This window comes from Actinomadura sp. GTD37 (genome assembly GCF_041951365.1).
Classification (GTDB): domain Bacteria; phylum Actinomycetota; class Actinomycetes; order Streptosporangiales; family Streptosporangiaceae; genus Spirillospora.
The window spans coordinates 1,134,578-1,148,707 of the sequence record NZ_JBGNUS010000001.1 but is presented as its reverse complement, the minus strand read 5'-3'; the positions used below and the strand labels follow the sequence as shown (position 1 = coordinate 1,148,707).

Below are 14,130 nucleotides of genomic sequence, written 5' to 3'. Positions count from 1 at the left end.
GCGAGTCGTGACGAACGGCGTCAACTCGGGACGGGCGCGACCTCCGGGACATCCGCCGGGACGGCGGCGCGCAGCGCGGTCACCGCCGCGCGGATCGCCGGGCGGCGCGCGGCCTCCTCCCGCCACACCGCGTACACGCGGCGCGACAGCGGCGCCGACAGCGGCACGATCGCCACGCCGGGCGGGACGTCGCAGCGGCCGAGGCGCGGCAGGATCGCGTTGCCGAGCCCGGCGGCGACCAGGGCCAGCTGCGTGGCGAACTCGTAGGCCATGTGGTCGATGTGGGGCTCGCTGTCGACGGCGCGGAGCGTGCGCAGCAGCCAGTCGCAGCAGATGCTGTCCGGCGAGGAGCTGATCCACGGGTCGCCGGCCAGCTCCTGGAGGTCGATCGTGTCGCGCCCGGCGAGCGCGTGGCCCTCGGGCAGCGCCACGTCCGCGACGTCCTCGCAGACGACGCCCTTGCGCAGGCCCTCGGGGAAGGGCAGCGGCTCGTTGTTCCAGTCCTGGACGACGGCCATGTCGAGGTCGCCGCGCGAGACGAGCGGCATGCTGCGCATCGGGTCCTCCTCGCGGAGCAGGACGCGGAGGTCGGGGTGGTCGGCGCGGAGGGCGCGCAGCGCGGCGGGCATGAGCCCGCGGATCGCGGTGGGGAACGCGGCGACGGTGAGCTGGCCCACGACGGAGCCGCGGTGCGCCTCCAGGTCGGCCTGCGCCTGCTCCACGAGGGACAGGATGCGCTCGGCGTGCGCGACGAGGAGTTCGGCGGCGTCGGTGAGCCGGACGCCGCGCCCGTTGCGTTCGAGGAGCTTCTGCCCCGTCTCCCGCTCCAGCTTCGCGAGCTGCTGGGAGACCGCCGAGGTCGTGACGTGCAGGACGTCGGCGGCGGCGCTGACCGAGCCGTACGTCGCGACCGAGTGGAGAGCGCGCAGCCGTTCCAGATCAAGCATGAAGCAATACTAAAACGAGATGTCAAGCATTTATCGCTTGTCCTAAATAAAGTCGGCGGCGACGATCGGGGGATGAGATCGCGCCACGTCCTGCCGGCGACCGTGATCGCGGCGCCGTGGGGCTTCACCTTCGTCCCCCCTCAAGGTAGCCCTGGACGACTTCACGGCGCTGTTCGCGGGCCTGCTGCTGGGCGAGCGGCGGCCGTCCTGCTCGGCGAGCACGTGACCGCCACGCGGCTCGCCTGCGCCGCGCTGATCATCGCGGGCGTCGCCGCCGGGAGCGTCCGGCTGCCGTCCCGCCCGGCCCTCCGGACGGCCCTGACCAACGAGGCGGCCTGACATGCACGGAATCCACGCGTCGCTCGTCACGCCGTTCACCCGCTCCGGCGACGTGGACGCGAAGTCGCTCGAACGGCTCGCCGTCCACTGCCTGGAGAACGGCGTGGACGGCCTGGTCGCGCTCGGCACCACCGGCGAGGCCGCCCTGCTGACGCCCGGCGAGCAGCGGACGGTCCTGGAGGTGTGCCGCGCCGTCGCCGCGGCCGCCGGGGCGCCGCTGATCGTCGGCGCCGGGACGATGGGCACCCGCGACTCGATCGGCGAGGCCCGCGAGCGCGCCGCCTTCGCCGACGCGCTGCTCGTCGTCGTCCCGTACTACCTGCGCCCGTCGGACGACGCCGTCGTCGAGCACTTCGCCACCGTCGGCGCGGCCGTGGACGTCCCGCTCGTCCCGTACAACATCCCGTACCGGACGGGGAAGCACCTGTCCGCCGAGACGCTGCTCACGATCCTGGCGCTGGACTGCGTCGCCGGGATGAAGCACTGCGCGGGCGGCATCGACGCCGACACGCTGGCCATGCTGGCGCGCAACCCCGGCAAGGCGGTGCTGTGCGGCGACGACGCCTACATCTACCCGATGCTCCGGCTCGGCGCGGCCGGGGGCGTCGCCGCGTGCGCGTGCCTCGCGCCGTCCGCCTACGCGGCGATGCTCGACGCGACACGCCGGGGCGACGCGGCGGACGCGCTGGCGGCGCACGGCAGGCTGCTGCCCATGGCGGAGGCGCTGTTCGGCGAACCGGCCCCGGCCGTCCTCAAGGCGTGCCTGGCCGAGGCGGGGCTGATCGACGACGCCGCGGTGCGCGCTCCCCTGCGCGCACCGCGTCCCGAGTCGGTCGCCGCCGCGATGCGGGCGTTCCAGGCCCTCTAGGACGAGGCCCGGGCGGCGGCGCGGGCGGCGTGCGGGAGGGCGTCCAGGACGCGTCCGAGAGCCTCCTCGTCATGCGCCGCGGACAGGAACCACACCTCGTACGCCGACGGCGGCAGGTACACGCCGTGCTCCAGGGCGGCGTGGAAGAACGCCGCGTACGCCTTGACGTCCTGCCGCTGCGCGGCGGCGAAGTCGCCCACCGCCTCCTCGCTGAAGAAGATCGAGAACAGGTTCCCGGCGTGCTGCGCCGAGTGCGGGACGCCCTCCCGCGCCAGCGCCTCCGACGCGGCCTTCGACACGATCTCCGCCGACCGGTCGATCGCCGCGTACACCTCGTCGGTGGCGTTCCGCAGCGTCGCCAGCCCCGCGGCGGTCGCGAGGGGGTTCCCCGACAGCGTGCCCGCCTGGTAGACGGGACCGGCCGGGGCGAGGTGGTCCATGACGTCGGCGCGCCCGCCGAACGCGGCGGCGGGCAGCCCGCCGCCCATCACCTTCCCGAACGTCATCAGGTCGCCCGGCACGCCCTCGATCCCGAACCAGCCGGACCGGGACGCGCGGAACCCGGTGAGCACCTCGTCGATCACGAGCAGCGCCCCGTACCGCTCGCACAGCCGCTTCAGCAGCGCGTTGAACCCGGCCAGCGGCGGCACCACGCCCATGTTGCACGGGACGGCCTCGGTGATGACGCACGCGATGTCGGTGCCGTGCTCGTCGAACGCCGTCTCCGCGGCGGCGACGTCGTTGTACGGGAGGATCAGCGTGTCCGCGGTGGTCGCGCCGGTCACGCCCGGCGTGTCGGGCAGCCCGAACGTCGCGACGCCCGACCCGGCGGCGGCGAGCAGCGAGTCGACGTGCCCGTGGTAGCAGCCCGCGAACTTCACGATCTTGGTGCGTCCGGTGAAGCCGCGCGCCAGCCGGATCGCCGACATCGTCGCCTCCGTCCCGGAGTTGACCAGCCGGACCTTGCCCGCCGGCGTCCGCGACACGATCTCCTCGGCGAGCTCCACCTCGCCCTGCGTCGGCGCGCCGTAGGACGTGCCGCGGCCCGCCGCGTCCCGCACCGCCTCGACGACCGCCGGGTGCGCGTGCCCGAGGATCATCGGGCCCCACGAGCACACCAGGTCGACGTAGGTGTTCCCGTCGGCGTCCGTCAGGTACGGGCCGCGCGCGGACGCCATGAAGCGGGGCGTCCCGCCGACGGCGCCGAAGGCCCGCACCGGGGAGTTCACCCCGCCGGGGACCACCCCGGAGGCACGGTCGAACAACTGCTGGGAGCGATCGATACCAGTCACGTTTTCAGTCTCTCAGTTGCAGTTCGGCGACTTGCCTTGACCTCGCGGTGTACGGGCCGATATTCCACCAAGTACGACATCGGAGGGATGGGCTTTCAACGTGGTTGACGGCTGGACGGTCCCGGGCTTCACCCACGAGCGGGAGCTCGGCGGCGGAGCCTCGGGCCGGGTGCTGCTGGCGGTCGACGACCCGACCGGCACGAAGGTCGCGATCAAATACCTCGACGGCGCGCTCGCGGCCGACGAGGCGTTTCTGACGCGGTTCCGTGCGGCCGCGCGTCCTCTGTCCCAGCTTGAGGACGCGAACGTGGTCGACTTCTACGACTTCGTGGAGTCCGCGGACGGCGCCGCGATCGTGATGCAGTGGGTCGAGGGCGTCAGCCTGCGGCGGGTGCTGGCCGCGCAGGGCCCCACCGGCCCGCTCGCGGCCCTGTCGATGCTGGGCGGGGTGCTCCTCGGCCTCGCCGCGGCGCACCAGCACTCCGTCGTGCACGGCGCGCTGCGTCCCGCGAACGTCCTGGTGGACACCGAAGGCAACGCGCAGGTCACCGACTTCGCGACGGCGCCGGCGGGCACCGAGGCCCGGTTCGGCGCGCAGTACGCGGCGCCCGAACTGTGGGACGGCGAGCCCGCCACCGTCGCCACCGACCTGTACGCCGCCACCGCGCTCTTCTACGAGTGCCTCACCGGCCGCCCGCCGTTCGCGGGACGCAACCTGGCGCGGCTGCACCGCGAGGCGCCGATCCCCGCCGACGAGGTGCCGGGCCCGCTGCGCGAACTCGTCCACCAGGGCCTCGCGAAGGAGCCGGGGGCGCGGCCGAAGTCCGCCGCCGACTTCCTCGGCGCGCTGGAGGACGCGGCCGTCTCCGCGTACGGGCCGTCCTGGGAGGCGCAGGGCCGCGGCCGGCTCACCGAGCTCGCCGCGCAGGCCGCGCAGCAGCCGGAGCCGCCGAAGCCGAAGCCGTCCCGCGCCAGCGGCCGCAACCCGGTCGTCGCCGGCAAGCAGCCCGGCGGCCGGTCCCGGACGCCCTGGGTGGTCGCCGCCGTCGCCGTCCTGGTCGTCGCCGGGGGCGGCGCGGGCGCAATGACGCTGCTGAAGGACGACAAGAAGGCGCCGCCCGACCCGTCCCCGGCGCAGAGCAGCACCCCGCAGTCGGCGCTGCCCGAGGGCGGCGTCGACCCGGCGCCGCTCATCGCGCAGATCGACCGGGCCGTCGCCGCTGCGCCCGGCGCCGCGTTCAGCTACCAGCAGTCCGGCTGCTGCGGCTTCCCCGTCAGCGGCCGCGGCACGTTCGGGCTCCAGGGCGGGCAGGCGTCCTTCTCGATGACGCTCGCCGGGACGGGCTCGGCCCGCAAGCCGCTGCGCGCCGTCCTCGTCCAGGACCGGCTGTACGTGCGGGTGGGCAAGAAGTGGAAGTCGTCGGCGCTCGGCGGGCGCGGCTACCCGGCGGCGGCCGACCAGGTCCGCCAGGGCGCGTCCGTCGCGAACCTGACGACGCTGCTGCGGTCGGCGACGAAGCTCACGCAGTCGAACGGGATCTACGAGGGCGAGGCGCCCGCCGCGAAGCTGGCGCAGGCCCCCGGCCTCGGCCCGATGTACGCGCGGATGGCCCAGGCGACCGGCGCCCAGCAGATCGCCTTCGCCGTCAAGTTCGACGCGGCGCACCGCCCGGTGAAGTTCTGGGTGCGCGCCGGGGCGGACAAGGGCCGCAACCAGATCCAGCGCGGCTCCTACTCCCAGTGGGCCGCGAAGCCCGCCGTCAAGGCCCCGCGCTAGCGGCGGCGGCTCAGGCGTCCTCGCAGGCGTCCGCGAGGACCTCCAGGAGGCGCAGCGGGTCGGGCAGCGTGTCCGGGGCGGGCGGCCTCAGCCAGGCGGTCTCGTGCCCGGACGGCAGCACGGACGGCGGCGCGACGACGTAGCTGTCGCGGCAGTGCCACCGCATCCCGGGCGTCTCGTCGACGTCCTCCGGGAGGGTGTCGAGGTGGCACGACCACCATTCGTCCTCGTCGGCGGGCGCGCCGCGGGTCGCGACGAAGAACAGGTGCCGGTCGCCCCCGAACGACGCGACCGGACCGACGGGACGGTTCTCCCGCTCGATCCGGTCGAGGGCGATGGCGCCGGCGGCGGCCGGGACGTCGAACACGTCGAAGACCCGGCCCGTCGGCAGGATGACGTTGGCCTGCGGGAGTTTCGCCCACCAGCCCTCGATCACCTCGGGATCGACGCTGGTCTGATGCGCCCAGGCCGCCGACACCGGATGCGCGCCCGGGTCGGGACACCCGATCCGGTCGCACGAACACGCCCTGTCGGCGCCGACGTGCGCGCCCGGAAAGCACGGCCAGCCGAACCCGGCGTACTCGCGCGCCGCCGCGGCCATCCGGTTCCGTCCCGCCTTCTGCCGCCTGTGCCCCGTGACCGCCAGCATCTTCCGCCCCCCGCCTAGCCCAAGGTCCCCCGTGGTCCCCTGGTTAACGATGATGCCCGGCGTGGTCACCACCAGACACGGCAACCCCCGGAAAACGACCCTAAGTAACTAGTGATCTTCCCCCCACCGGCTGGTGACCTCAGCCGACAGAGCACGGGCAGGCACGCAGGGCGAGCACCAGCGAGCACAGCCGGTATTGACCCCAGCCCGCGGAACACGGGCAGGCACGCGGAGCGAGCGCCAGCGAGCGCAGAGGGCCTGCCCGCCGACGCAGGCGACCACAGCGACGCCGCACACACCCGCACAGGCACAAAAGACCGCAACAGCGGCGTGAGGATCGCCTGCGTCGCAACGGGGGTTCCAGGGGGTCGCCCCCATGGGCAAGCACAGCCTGCGTCGCAACGGGGGTTCCAGGGGGTCGCCCCCCTGGGCTAACAGCGCCGGGCGGCTTCGGTGGCCCAGTAGCTGAGGATCATGTCGGCGCCGGCTCGGCGGATGGACAGGAGCGACTCCATGATGGTGCGCTCGCGGTCGATCCAGCCCTTCTCGGCGGCGGCCTCGATCATCGCGTATTCGCCGCTCACCTGGTAGGCGGCGACGGGGACGTCCACGGTGTCGCGGACGCGGCGGACGATGTCGAGGTAGGCGCCGGCGGGCTTCACCATCACCATGTCGGCGCCCTCGTCGAGGTCGAGGAGGACCTCGCGGAGGGATTCGTCGGCGTTGGCCGGGTCCTGCTGGTGGGACGCGCGGTCGCCGAACTGCGGGGCGCATTCGGCGGCTTCGCGGAACGGGCCGTAGTACGCGGAGGCGTACTTCACCGAGTACGCGAGGATCGCGGTGTCGGTGTGGCCGGCCTTGTCGAGGGCCGTCCGGATCGCGCCGACCTGGCCGTCCATCATGCCGGACGGGCCGAGCACCGCCGAGCCCGCTTCGGCCTGGGCGAGGGCGATGGAGGCGTACCGCTCCAGCGTGGCGTCGTTGTCGATCTCGCCCGCGCCGGTGAGGACGCCGCAGTGCCCGTGGTCGGTGTACTCGTCCAGGCACAGGTCCGTCATGACGACGGTGGCGTCGCCGAGGTCGGACGCCAGGTCGCGCAGCGCGAGCTGGACGATGCCGTCCGGGTCGTCGGCGGCGGACCCGACGCCGTCCTTCACCGCCGGGATGCCGAACAGGATGAGGCCGCCGACACCGGCCTCGGCCGCCTCGTGCGCCGCTTTCCGCAGGCTGTCGCGGGTGTGCTGGAAGACGCCCGGCATGGACGCGACCGGCTGCGGTTCGGCGATGCCCTCCTTGACGAACATCGGCAGGACGAGGTCGGCGGGCGCGAGGCGCGTCTCGGCGACCATCCGGCGCAGCGCGGGCGTGCGGCGGAGCCGCCGCGGCCTGGCGACGGGGAACTGTGCGGACATGGATTCCCTCTGGCTGGTCTACTTCCGGCGCCGGGCCCCCCGGCGCATCTGGCTGGGCTTGCGGAGCGGGTCTCCCGCCTCGGTCTGTGCCGCCCGCCGGTTGGCACCGTACTCCGCGAGCGCCTCGGCGAGGGCGGATACGGACGGCTTGTCCGCCATAACGTCGACGCGCAGCCCGTATTCCTGCGCGGTCTTCGCGGTCTGCGGCCCGATCACCGCGATCACCGTCACGTTGTGCGGCTTGCCGGCGATCCCGATGAGGTTCTTCACCGTGGACGACGAGGTGAACAGGACGGCGTCGAACCCGCCGCCCTTGATCGCCTCGCGGATCGGCGCGGGCGGCGGCGCGGCCCGGACCGTCCGGTAGGCGGTGACGTCCTCGCACTCCCAGCCGAGCTCGGTCAGCTTGGCGATGAGCACGTCGGTGGCGATGTCGGCGCGCGGCAGCAGCACCCGGTTGATCGGGTCGAGGTCCTCGTCGTAGGGCGGCCACTCGGCCGCGAGGCCCTCCCCGGACTGCTCCCCGGCGGGGACGAGGTCGGGCTGCACGCCGAACTCGACCAGCGCGGCGGCGGTCTGCTCGCCGACGGCGGCGACCTTCAGCCCGGCGAACGCGCGGGCGTCGAGGCCGTAGTCGGTGAACTTCTCCCGGACGGCCCGCACCGCGTTGGTGGAGGTGAACACCACCCACTCGTAGCGTCCGGTCACGAGGCCCTTGACGGCCCGGTCCATCTGCTGGGGGGTGCGCGGCGGCTCGACGGAGATCGTCGGGACCTCGTCCGGGACGGCTCCGTAGCCGCGGAGCTGGTCCGACAGCGTCGCGGCCTGCTCCTTGGTGCGCGGCACCAGCACCCGCCAGCCGAACAGCGGCTTCGTCTCGAACCAGGACAGCTTGTCGCGCCAGCGCACCACGTCCCCGACGATGATCAGGGCGGGCGACTCCATGCCCTTGGTGTCGGACGCGAGCCTGCTCAGCGTGGAGACGACGGTCTCCTGCTCGGTGGTGGTGCCGAGGCTCGTCATCGCGGCGGGCGTGGAGTCGGGCCGCCCGGCCGCGATCAGGCCCTTGGACACCTCGGCGACCGCGGCCTCCGCGCCGGCGATGACGAGCGTGGCGCCGTCGCCCGCGAACGCCTCCCAGTCGACGCCGCCGGCCGAGGCGTCCACGAACCGGAACTCGCGGTGCTCGGGGTCGGTGAGCGGGATGCCCGCGTAGCCGGGCACACCGGTCACCGCGGACACGCCCGGGACGACCTCGAACGGCACGCCCGCCTTGTGCAGCGCGGCGCCCTCGGCGGCGAGGCCGCAGGCGACGCCCGGGTCGCCGGGGAACATCCGGACGACGCGCCGGCCGGCCTTGGCGGCGCGGACGGCGAGCTTGACCGGGTCGCCCTCGGCGGTGTCGAGGATCTCCGCGTCCGCGCGGCAGTGCGCGAGGACGTCGGCGGGGCAGTGCGCGCGGCTCACGATGACGGTGTCGGCGCGTTCCAGTTCGGCGGCGGCGCGCAGCGTCAGCAGTCCCGGATCGCCCGGTCCCATGCCGACGATCGCGACCGTGCCCGGGTCGGCCGTCCGGCGCGGCGCCGCCTCGGCGGCCGGTGCGCTCCTGGTGCCCTTGGCACCGGTCCTGCTCTCAGCGGTCATGCTCGCGGCGGCGGTGCTCTTCGCGGCGGGGCTCAATCGCGCTCCCCCATCAACTGGTCGGCCCCCTGCGCGAGCAGCCGGGCCGCGAGGTCGCGGCCGATCTGCTCGGCGCCATCCGGGTGGCCGCTTGCGGACAGCCTGATCTGCCGGCTTCCGTCGTACGCGGCGACGGTCGCGGTCAGATGCAGCTCTTCATCTACTTCGGCAGCGTATGTTCCCACGGGTGCGGAGCAGCCCGCCTCCAGCACGGCCAGCACCGTCCGCTCGGCGGTGACGGTGCGCCTCGTCGCGGCGTCGTCGATCGTTCCAAGCAGCTCCAGCAGGTCGGCGCGGTCGGCGCGGCATTCGAGCGCGAGCGACCCCTGGCCGGGCGCGGGCAGCATCTGGTCGGGGTCGAAGACCTCGCCGACGTCCGCCAGCCGGCCGATCCGCTTCAGGCCCGCGTGCGCCAGGACCACGGCGTCCAGCTCGCCGCCGGTGACCTTGCGGAGCCGGGTGTCGGCGTTGCCGCGGATCGGGACGATCTCGAGGTCCGGGCGGAGCGCGCGCAGCTGCGCGACCCGGCGCGGCGAGCCGGTGCCCACGCGGGCGCCGCGCGGCAGGTCGGCGAGCTTGCCCGGCCCGCACAGCGCGTCCCGCGGGTCGTCGCGCACGGGCGTCGCGGCGAGCGCGATCCCCGGCGTCTCGGACGTCGGCAGGTCCTTCAGCGAGTGGACGGCGAAGTCCACCTCACCGGAGAGGATCTTGTCGCGCAGCGCGTTCACGAACACGCCCGTGCCGCCGATCTGGGCGAGCAGGGCCTTGGAGACATCACCCTGCGTGGTTACCCCGACCAGCTCGACGGCATGCCCCGTCAGCCGGGTCAACGCGTCCGCGACGCCCTGCGACTGGGTCGTCGCCATCAGGCTCTTGCGGGTGCCGAGCCGCAGCGGGCCCCTGCCAGTACTCACGTCTCGTCTCCTTCGCGCCCCGGGACCGCGTCCCGGGCACTGACCGCCCGGACGCTCGCGGCCTGGGCGTTCACCGTCTCAACGTTCACACCGTCCGGCGGCACCGCGCTGCCCGGCACGGCGCTCCCCGGCACGGCGCTCCCCGGCACGGACGCCGGGCTGACGCAGTCGGCCTCGGCGCACTCGGCCGCGGTCGCCGCCGCGGCCGCGGTCGCCGCCGCGGCCGCGGCCGGCTCGTCCTCGCGCATGTCGGCGCGGGCCACCGCCTCGGGGGCCTTCGGGTCCAGGTCGAACAGTTCGCGCAGCGCGTCGGCGTAGGAGTCGCCGCCCGGCGCCGCCGCCAGCTCCTTGACCCGGACGGTCGGCGCGTGGAGCAGTTTGTCCACCACGCGCCGCACGGTCTGCTCGATCTCCCTGCGGTCCCGGTCGTCGATGCCGGGGACCCGGCCGGACAGCCGGGACAGCTCCGCGTCCACCACCTCGGCGGCCATGCTGCGCAGCGCGACGACGGTCGGCGCGACCGCGGCGGCGCGGGCCGCGCTCAGGAACGCCTCGACCTCCTCGCACACGATCCGGCGGACCGCCTCGACGGCGGCCGGGCCGATCGCCTTCATGGCCTCCTGCGCGGTCCGCAGGTCGTCCAGTCCGGCGAGGCCGACGCCCGGCAGTTCGCGGACGGACCGCTCGACGTCGTGCGGCAGCGCCAGGTCGAGGAAGAAGCGGCGCCGTCCGTCGTCGCCGACGCCGCGTGCCGCGAGCCGCTCGGTGCTCAGCACGAGACCGGCGGCGCCGGTGCACGACACGACCAGGTCGGCGCCGGCGATCGCCGTGTCCAGGCTCGCGAACTCGATCGCGTGCGCGGGGACGTCCAGCGACTCGGCGAGCCGGACGGCGCGCTCATGGGTGCGGTTGGCGATCACCACCTCGCGCGCCCCCGCGCGGCTCAGCGTGGCGGCGGCCAGCGAGCTCATCGAACCGGCGCCGACCACCAGGGCGCGCACGCCGTCCAGCGGCCCGAGGTGCCGGGCGGCGACGTCGAGCCCGACGCTGACCAGCGACGCGCCGGCCTTGTCGATGCCGGTCTCGTGGTGCGCGCGCTTGCCGACCCGCAGCGACTGCTGCAGGACGTCGTGCAGGTCGCGGCCGAGCGTGCCCTCGTCCTTCGCGAGCTTGAACGCCTGCCGGATCTGGCCGAGGATCTGCCCCTCGCCGACGACCATCGACTCCAGCCCGCACGCCACCGCGAACGCGTGCTGGACGGCCCGCTCCTCGTAGTGGACGTACAGGTGCCGCGACAGGTCGTCCATCGGGACGCCGGAGTGCAGGGCCAGCAGCTCGGAGATCGCCGAGACGCCGCCGTGGAACTTGTCGACCACCGCGTAGATCTCGACCCGGTTGCACGTCGAGACGATCGCGGACTCGGCGATGTTCGCCGAGTCGTGCACCGCGTGCAGCAGCTTGACCAGGTCGTCCCCGGCCACCGCCGCCCGCTCCAGCACCGCCACGGGCGCGCTGCGGTGACTGAGGCCCACCACCAGAATGCTCATGCCGCATCCTCGCTCGTCATCCGGCTCATGCTTCCACCGTCTCTACGTACTGCGCCGCGCCGGGGGGCGCGTCACCGGCGGCCAGCGGCGCGACGCCGTCCGGCCCGCCGGCCTTGCGCTGCTCGTGGAACGCGAGGATCTGCAGCTCGATGGACAGGTCGACCTTGCGCACGTCGACGCCGTCCGGCACCGACAGGACGACGGGGGCGAAGTTCAGGACGCTGGTCACGCCCGCGGCGACCACGCGATCGCACACCCCCTGGGCCGCGCCCGCGGGGGTCGCGATCACGGCGATGGAGACGCCGTGGCCCGCGATGATGTCCTCCAGCCGGTCGATGTGCTGCACCGTCATGCCGGAGATCTCCTGGCCGACGATGGAGTCGTCCGCGTCGAGCAGGCCCGCCACGCGGAAGCCGCGGGACGCGAAACCGCCGTAGCCGGCCAGCGCACGGCCCAGGTTACCGACACCGATGATGGCGACGACCCAGTCCTGGGTGAGGCCCAGCTCGCGGGAGATCTGGTAGACGAGGTACTCGACCTCGTAGCCGACGCCGCGCGTGCCGTAGGAGCCGAGGTGGGAGAGGTCCTTGCGGAGCTTGGCCGAGTTGACGCCGGCCGCCGCCGCCAGCTCCTCGGACGAGACGGTCGCGACGCCGCGCTCCTGGAGCCCGGTGAGGGCCCGCAGGTACACCGGGAGCCGTGCCACGGTCGCTTCGGGGATGCCGCGGCCCGCACGGTCGCGGTGCCGGTTCTGTCGAGGTGTCACGGCCTGCTCTTCGGGCTCGACGCTGGGGACGGGGCGCTCGGTGAGCCCCTCGCCCCGGCGCTCGCGGCCCGGTAACGGCCTGACGACCGCGGCCCGACCGCCCCCAGGGCTGGACACCAGGTTAAGCCTTTGTGAACACGCGCACAAAGTCACCCTCCGGTCACGCGGGCCGGACGGCACCGCGGAAAGGCCGCCCATCAGGGACTTGCAGCCTACGACGCCACAACCCGAATGTCGTTCGGATGTGACCGACGAGACACCCCGGAGCGCCCCGGAGCAAGCAGAACCGGGTTTACGGCCGGCCGGAGAGCCGGGTTACGGCCGCGCGCGCTTGGTCTACGACCGCGCGGACAGTTCGGTCACGGCCGGGCGGAGAGTTCGGTCACGGCCGCGCGGAGGCGGTTCTCGTCGACGCGCCAGAAGTCGTGCTGGACGCCGTTGACCAGCGTGACCGGGATCTGCTCCCAGTACCGCTCGTGGTCGGCCTCCGACTGCGTGATGTCGCGTTCCTCCCAGGCCACGCCCAGGTCGGCGGCGACGCGCTCGATCACCGCGCGGGCGTCGTCGCACAGGTGGCAGCCGGGCTTGCCGAGCAGGGTGATCACGATCGCGTCCGGCATGTCACCTCCCGGGGAACTCGGGCGCGGGCAGCGGCACCTTGGCGGGGCCGAGCTTCAGCTCGATCACGTTCGTGGCGAGGACGTGGGTGCGGGAGTCGGCCAGGAACCGGCGCAGGTGCGCCTGACCGCGGTGCGCGGCGAACGCCGCCTCGTCCCGGAAGAGCTGGTAGAAGATCCGCTGCGTGGGGCCGCCGACCACCTCGTGGCAGGCGAAGACCACCGTGTCGGGCTCGGCCGCCAGCGCCGCCTTCACCAGGTCGGCGGCGAGCCGGTCGAACGCCTCCTCGCGTCCGTCCAGCAGCGTGTAGACGGTGATCTGGCCGCACGCGCCGGCCAGCTCGCCGCCCATCCGCGGCATCCCGGCCGGGACGGGGACCCCGGGCGGCGCGGGGACCCCGGGCGGGCCGCCGAAGCCGTCGACGGCGGTCGGCCCGGCGGGGTTGTCGGACGGGAAGCGCAGCTCCTCGGCGGCCGGCTCGGGGAAGCGCAGCTCGCCGCGGCGCGGCTCGGGGGCCCTCGACTCGGGCGACGGCGTGGGCGCCGGGACGGGCTCGGGCTTGGCGTACGCCTGCTCCTCGTAGCCGGTCGCGGGCTGGTCCGCGTAGTCGCCGCGGTCGTCGTACCCCTCGTCGTCGTCGTAGACGGGGATGGTGCGCATCGCGCCGTACCAGACCAGGCCCGCGGCGGCGCCGATCGCGATCACCGCGAGCGGCGCGGGCAGGAACCCGCGGGTGCCGCTGACCACGAGGACGCCCGCGAGCGCGACGAGCGCGACCGGGATGAGCAGCTCGGCGGCCTCCTGGTCCTGCTTGCCGGCCAGCCACGCGGTGACGCCGGTGCACGCCACGAGGGAGATCACCGCGACGACGTGCGCGCCGTCGACCAGCAGCAGCGGCAGCGCGCCGTAGGTGGAGCTCGGCTTGGGCAGGCTCTTGGCGAGCGAGCCCTTGAGCGGGTCCAGGATGAGGATGACGATCGCGACGACCGTGTAGGAGATCGCGAACAGCCAGGCGGCGAACCGCACCTGCACGTACCGCGCGATCAGCTCGATCATGCCGAGCGCGAGCCAGACCGGCCCGATCAGCGCGGCGCCGAGCTCCATGACGCGGAACAGCGGGCCGTTGAACCCCATCATGAAGCCGACGGCCATGCACAGCAGGGCGAGCGTCAGCCCGACCTGGGTGAACGACCAGGCGATGAGGTAGAGCAGCCGGTCTTTTTGGGCGCGCTGGACCAGCAACCCGGTTGCCGCCAGGGCACCGAGGGTCGCCAGGAGCGCGAGAAGAGCGTCGACCATCGCGCCTAATGGTGCCCGATGC

13 protein-coding genes are annotated in these 14,130 nt (G+C 73.9%); 3 read left to right on the top strand and 10 right to left on the bottom strand.

Going from position 1 to position 14,130, the window contains the following annotated elements; all coding sequences use genetic code 11:
• Nucleotides 1–20: 20 nt before the first annotated feature.
• Nucleotides 21–947, bottom strand: a complete 927-nt coding sequence (locus tag ACA511_RS05580; protein ID WP_375022962.1) for a LysR substrate-binding domain-containing protein — start codon at nt 945–947, stop codon at nt 21–23.
• A 72-nt stretch (nt 948–1,019) separates the two neighbouring features.
• On the opposite strand from ACA511_RS05580, the gene ACA511_RS05575 reads away from it, so the two are divergent.
• Entirely contained in the window at nt 1,020–1,286 is a 267-nt protein-coding gene (locus ACA511_RS05575) for a hypothetical protein (protein WP_375022961.1), read from the top strand.
• Between the two features lies 1 nt (nt 1,287).
• On the top strand, nt 1,288–2,154 hold the full coding sequence (locus ACA511_RS05570) for a dihydrodipicolinate synthase family protein (RefSeq protein WP_375022960.1): 867 nt from the start codon (nt 1,288–1,290) through the stop codon (nt 2,152–2,154).
• On the opposite strand, the gene hemL is transcribed toward ACA511_RS05570, so the two are convergent.
• A complete protein-coding gene (gene hemL / locus ACA511_RS05565; RefSeq protein ID WP_375022959.1) occupies nt 2,151–3,446 on the bottom strand; it encodes a glutamate-1-semialdehyde 2,1-aminomutase in 1,296 nt (431 codons plus the stop codon). The two genes, ACA511_RS05570 and hemL, sit on opposite strands and share 4 nt — an antisense overlap.
• Nucleotides 3,447–3,546: 100 nt before the next feature.
• Between hemL and ACA511_RS05560 the strand changes: the two genes are divergently transcribed.
• Entirely contained in the window at nt 3,547–5,223 is a 1,677-nt protein-coding gene (locus tag ACA511_RS05560) for a serine/threonine-protein kinase (RefSeq protein ID WP_375022958.1), read from the top strand.
• 10 nt (nt 5,224–5,233) lie between these two features.
• Here the strand turns inward: ACA511_RS05560 and ACA511_RS05555 are convergent, their stop codons facing one another.
• The 8 genes from ACA511_RS05555 to ACA511_RS05520 form a co-directional block, all read right to left on the bottom strand.
• A complete protein-coding gene (locus ACA511_RS05555; RefSeq protein ID WP_375022957.1) occupies nt 5,234–5,872 on the bottom strand; it encodes a bifunctional DNA primase/polymerase in 639 nt (212 codons plus the stop codon).
• A gap of 431 nt (nt 5,873–6,303) precedes the next feature.
• Nucleotides 6,304–7,284 (bottom strand): porphobilinogen synthase, encoded by a 981-nt coding sequence (gene hemB, locus ACA511_RS05550; RefSeq protein WP_375022956.1) that lies wholly within the window; start codon nt 7,282–7,284, stop codon nt 6,304–6,306.
• 18 nt (nt 7,285–7,302) lie between these two features.
• Nucleotides 7,303–8,964 carry a uroporphyrinogen-III synthase gene (locus ACA511_RS05545; RefSeq protein ID WP_375022955.1) on the bottom strand — a complete coding sequence of 554 codons (1,662 nt, stop codon included), beginning with the start codon at nt 8,962–8,964 and terminating at the stop codon, nt 7,303–7,305.
• Nucleotides 8,961–9,878 (bottom strand): hydroxymethylbilane synthase, encoded by a 918-nt coding sequence (gene hemC, locus ACA511_RS05540; RefSeq protein ID WP_375022954.1) that lies wholly within the window; start codon nt 9,876–9,878, stop codon nt 8,961–8,963. Before hemC ends, ACA511_RS05545 begins: the two co-directional genes overlap by 4 nt.
• Nucleotides 9,875–11,425, bottom strand: a complete 1,551-nt coding sequence (locus tag ACA511_RS05535) for a glutamyl-tRNA reductase (RefSeq protein WP_375022953.1) — start codon at nt 11,423–11,425, stop codon at nt 9,875–9,877. Before ACA511_RS05535 ends, hemC begins: the two co-directional genes overlap by 4 nt.
• A gap of 25 nt (nt 11,426–11,450) precedes the next feature.
• Nucleotides 11,451–12,191 carry a redox-sensing transcriptional repressor Rex gene (locus ACA511_RS05530; RefSeq protein WP_375022952.1) on the bottom strand — a complete coding sequence of 247 codons (741 nt, stop codon included), beginning with the start codon at nt 12,189–12,191 and terminating at the stop codon, nt 11,451–11,453.
• A 359-nt stretch (nt 12,192–12,550) separates the two neighbouring features.
• Entirely contained in the window at nt 12,551–12,811 is a 261-nt protein-coding gene (locus tag ACA511_RS05525; RefSeq protein WP_375022951.1) for a glutaredoxin family protein, read from the bottom strand.
• A gap of 1 nt (nt 12,812) precedes the next feature.
• Complete coding sequence (locus ACA511_RS05520) at nt 12,813–14,108, bottom strand: antibiotic biosynthesis monooxygenase (protein ID WP_375022950.1); 1,296 nt, start codon at nt 14,106–14,108, stop codon at nt 12,813–12,815.
• Nucleotides 14,109–14,130: the final 22 nt, after the last annotated feature.

What these genes read in the sequence shown, in the direction of transcription:
- ACA511_RS05575 (WP_375022961.1), top strand. Translation starts at nt 1,020, where the DNA reads ATGAGATCGCGCCACGTCCTGCCGGCGACCGTGATCGCGGCGCCGTGG.
- ACA511_RS05520 (WP_375022950.1), bottom strand. Translation starts at nt 14,108, where the DNA reads ATGGTCGACGCTCTTCTCGCGCTCCTGGCGACCCTCGGTGCCCTGGCG.
- ACA511_RS05555 (WP_375022957.1), bottom strand. Translation starts at nt 5,872, where the DNA reads ATGCTGGCGGTCACGGGGCACAGGCGGCAGAAGGCGGGACGGAACCGG.
- ACA511_RS05535 (WP_375022953.1), bottom strand. Translation starts at nt 11,425, where the DNA reads ATGAGCATTCTGGTGGTGGGCCTCAGTCACCGCAGCGCGCCCGTGGCG.
- hemB (WP_375022956.1), bottom strand. Translation starts at nt 7,284, where the DNA reads ATGTCCGCACAGTTCCCCGTCGCCAGGCCGCGGCGGCTCCGCCGCACG.
- ACA511_RS05570 (WP_375022960.1), top strand. Translation starts at nt 1,288, where the DNA reads ATGCACGGAATCCACGCGTCGCTCGTCACGCCGTTCACCCGCTCCGGC.
- ACA511_RS05580 (WP_375022962.1), bottom strand. Translation starts at nt 947, where the DNA reads ATGCTTGATCTGGAACGGCTGCGCGCTCTCCACTCGGTCGCGACGTAC.
- ACA511_RS05525 (WP_375022951.1), bottom strand. Translation starts at nt 12,811, where the DNA reads ATGCCGGACGCGATCGTGATCACCCTGCTCGGCAAGCCCGGCTGCCAC.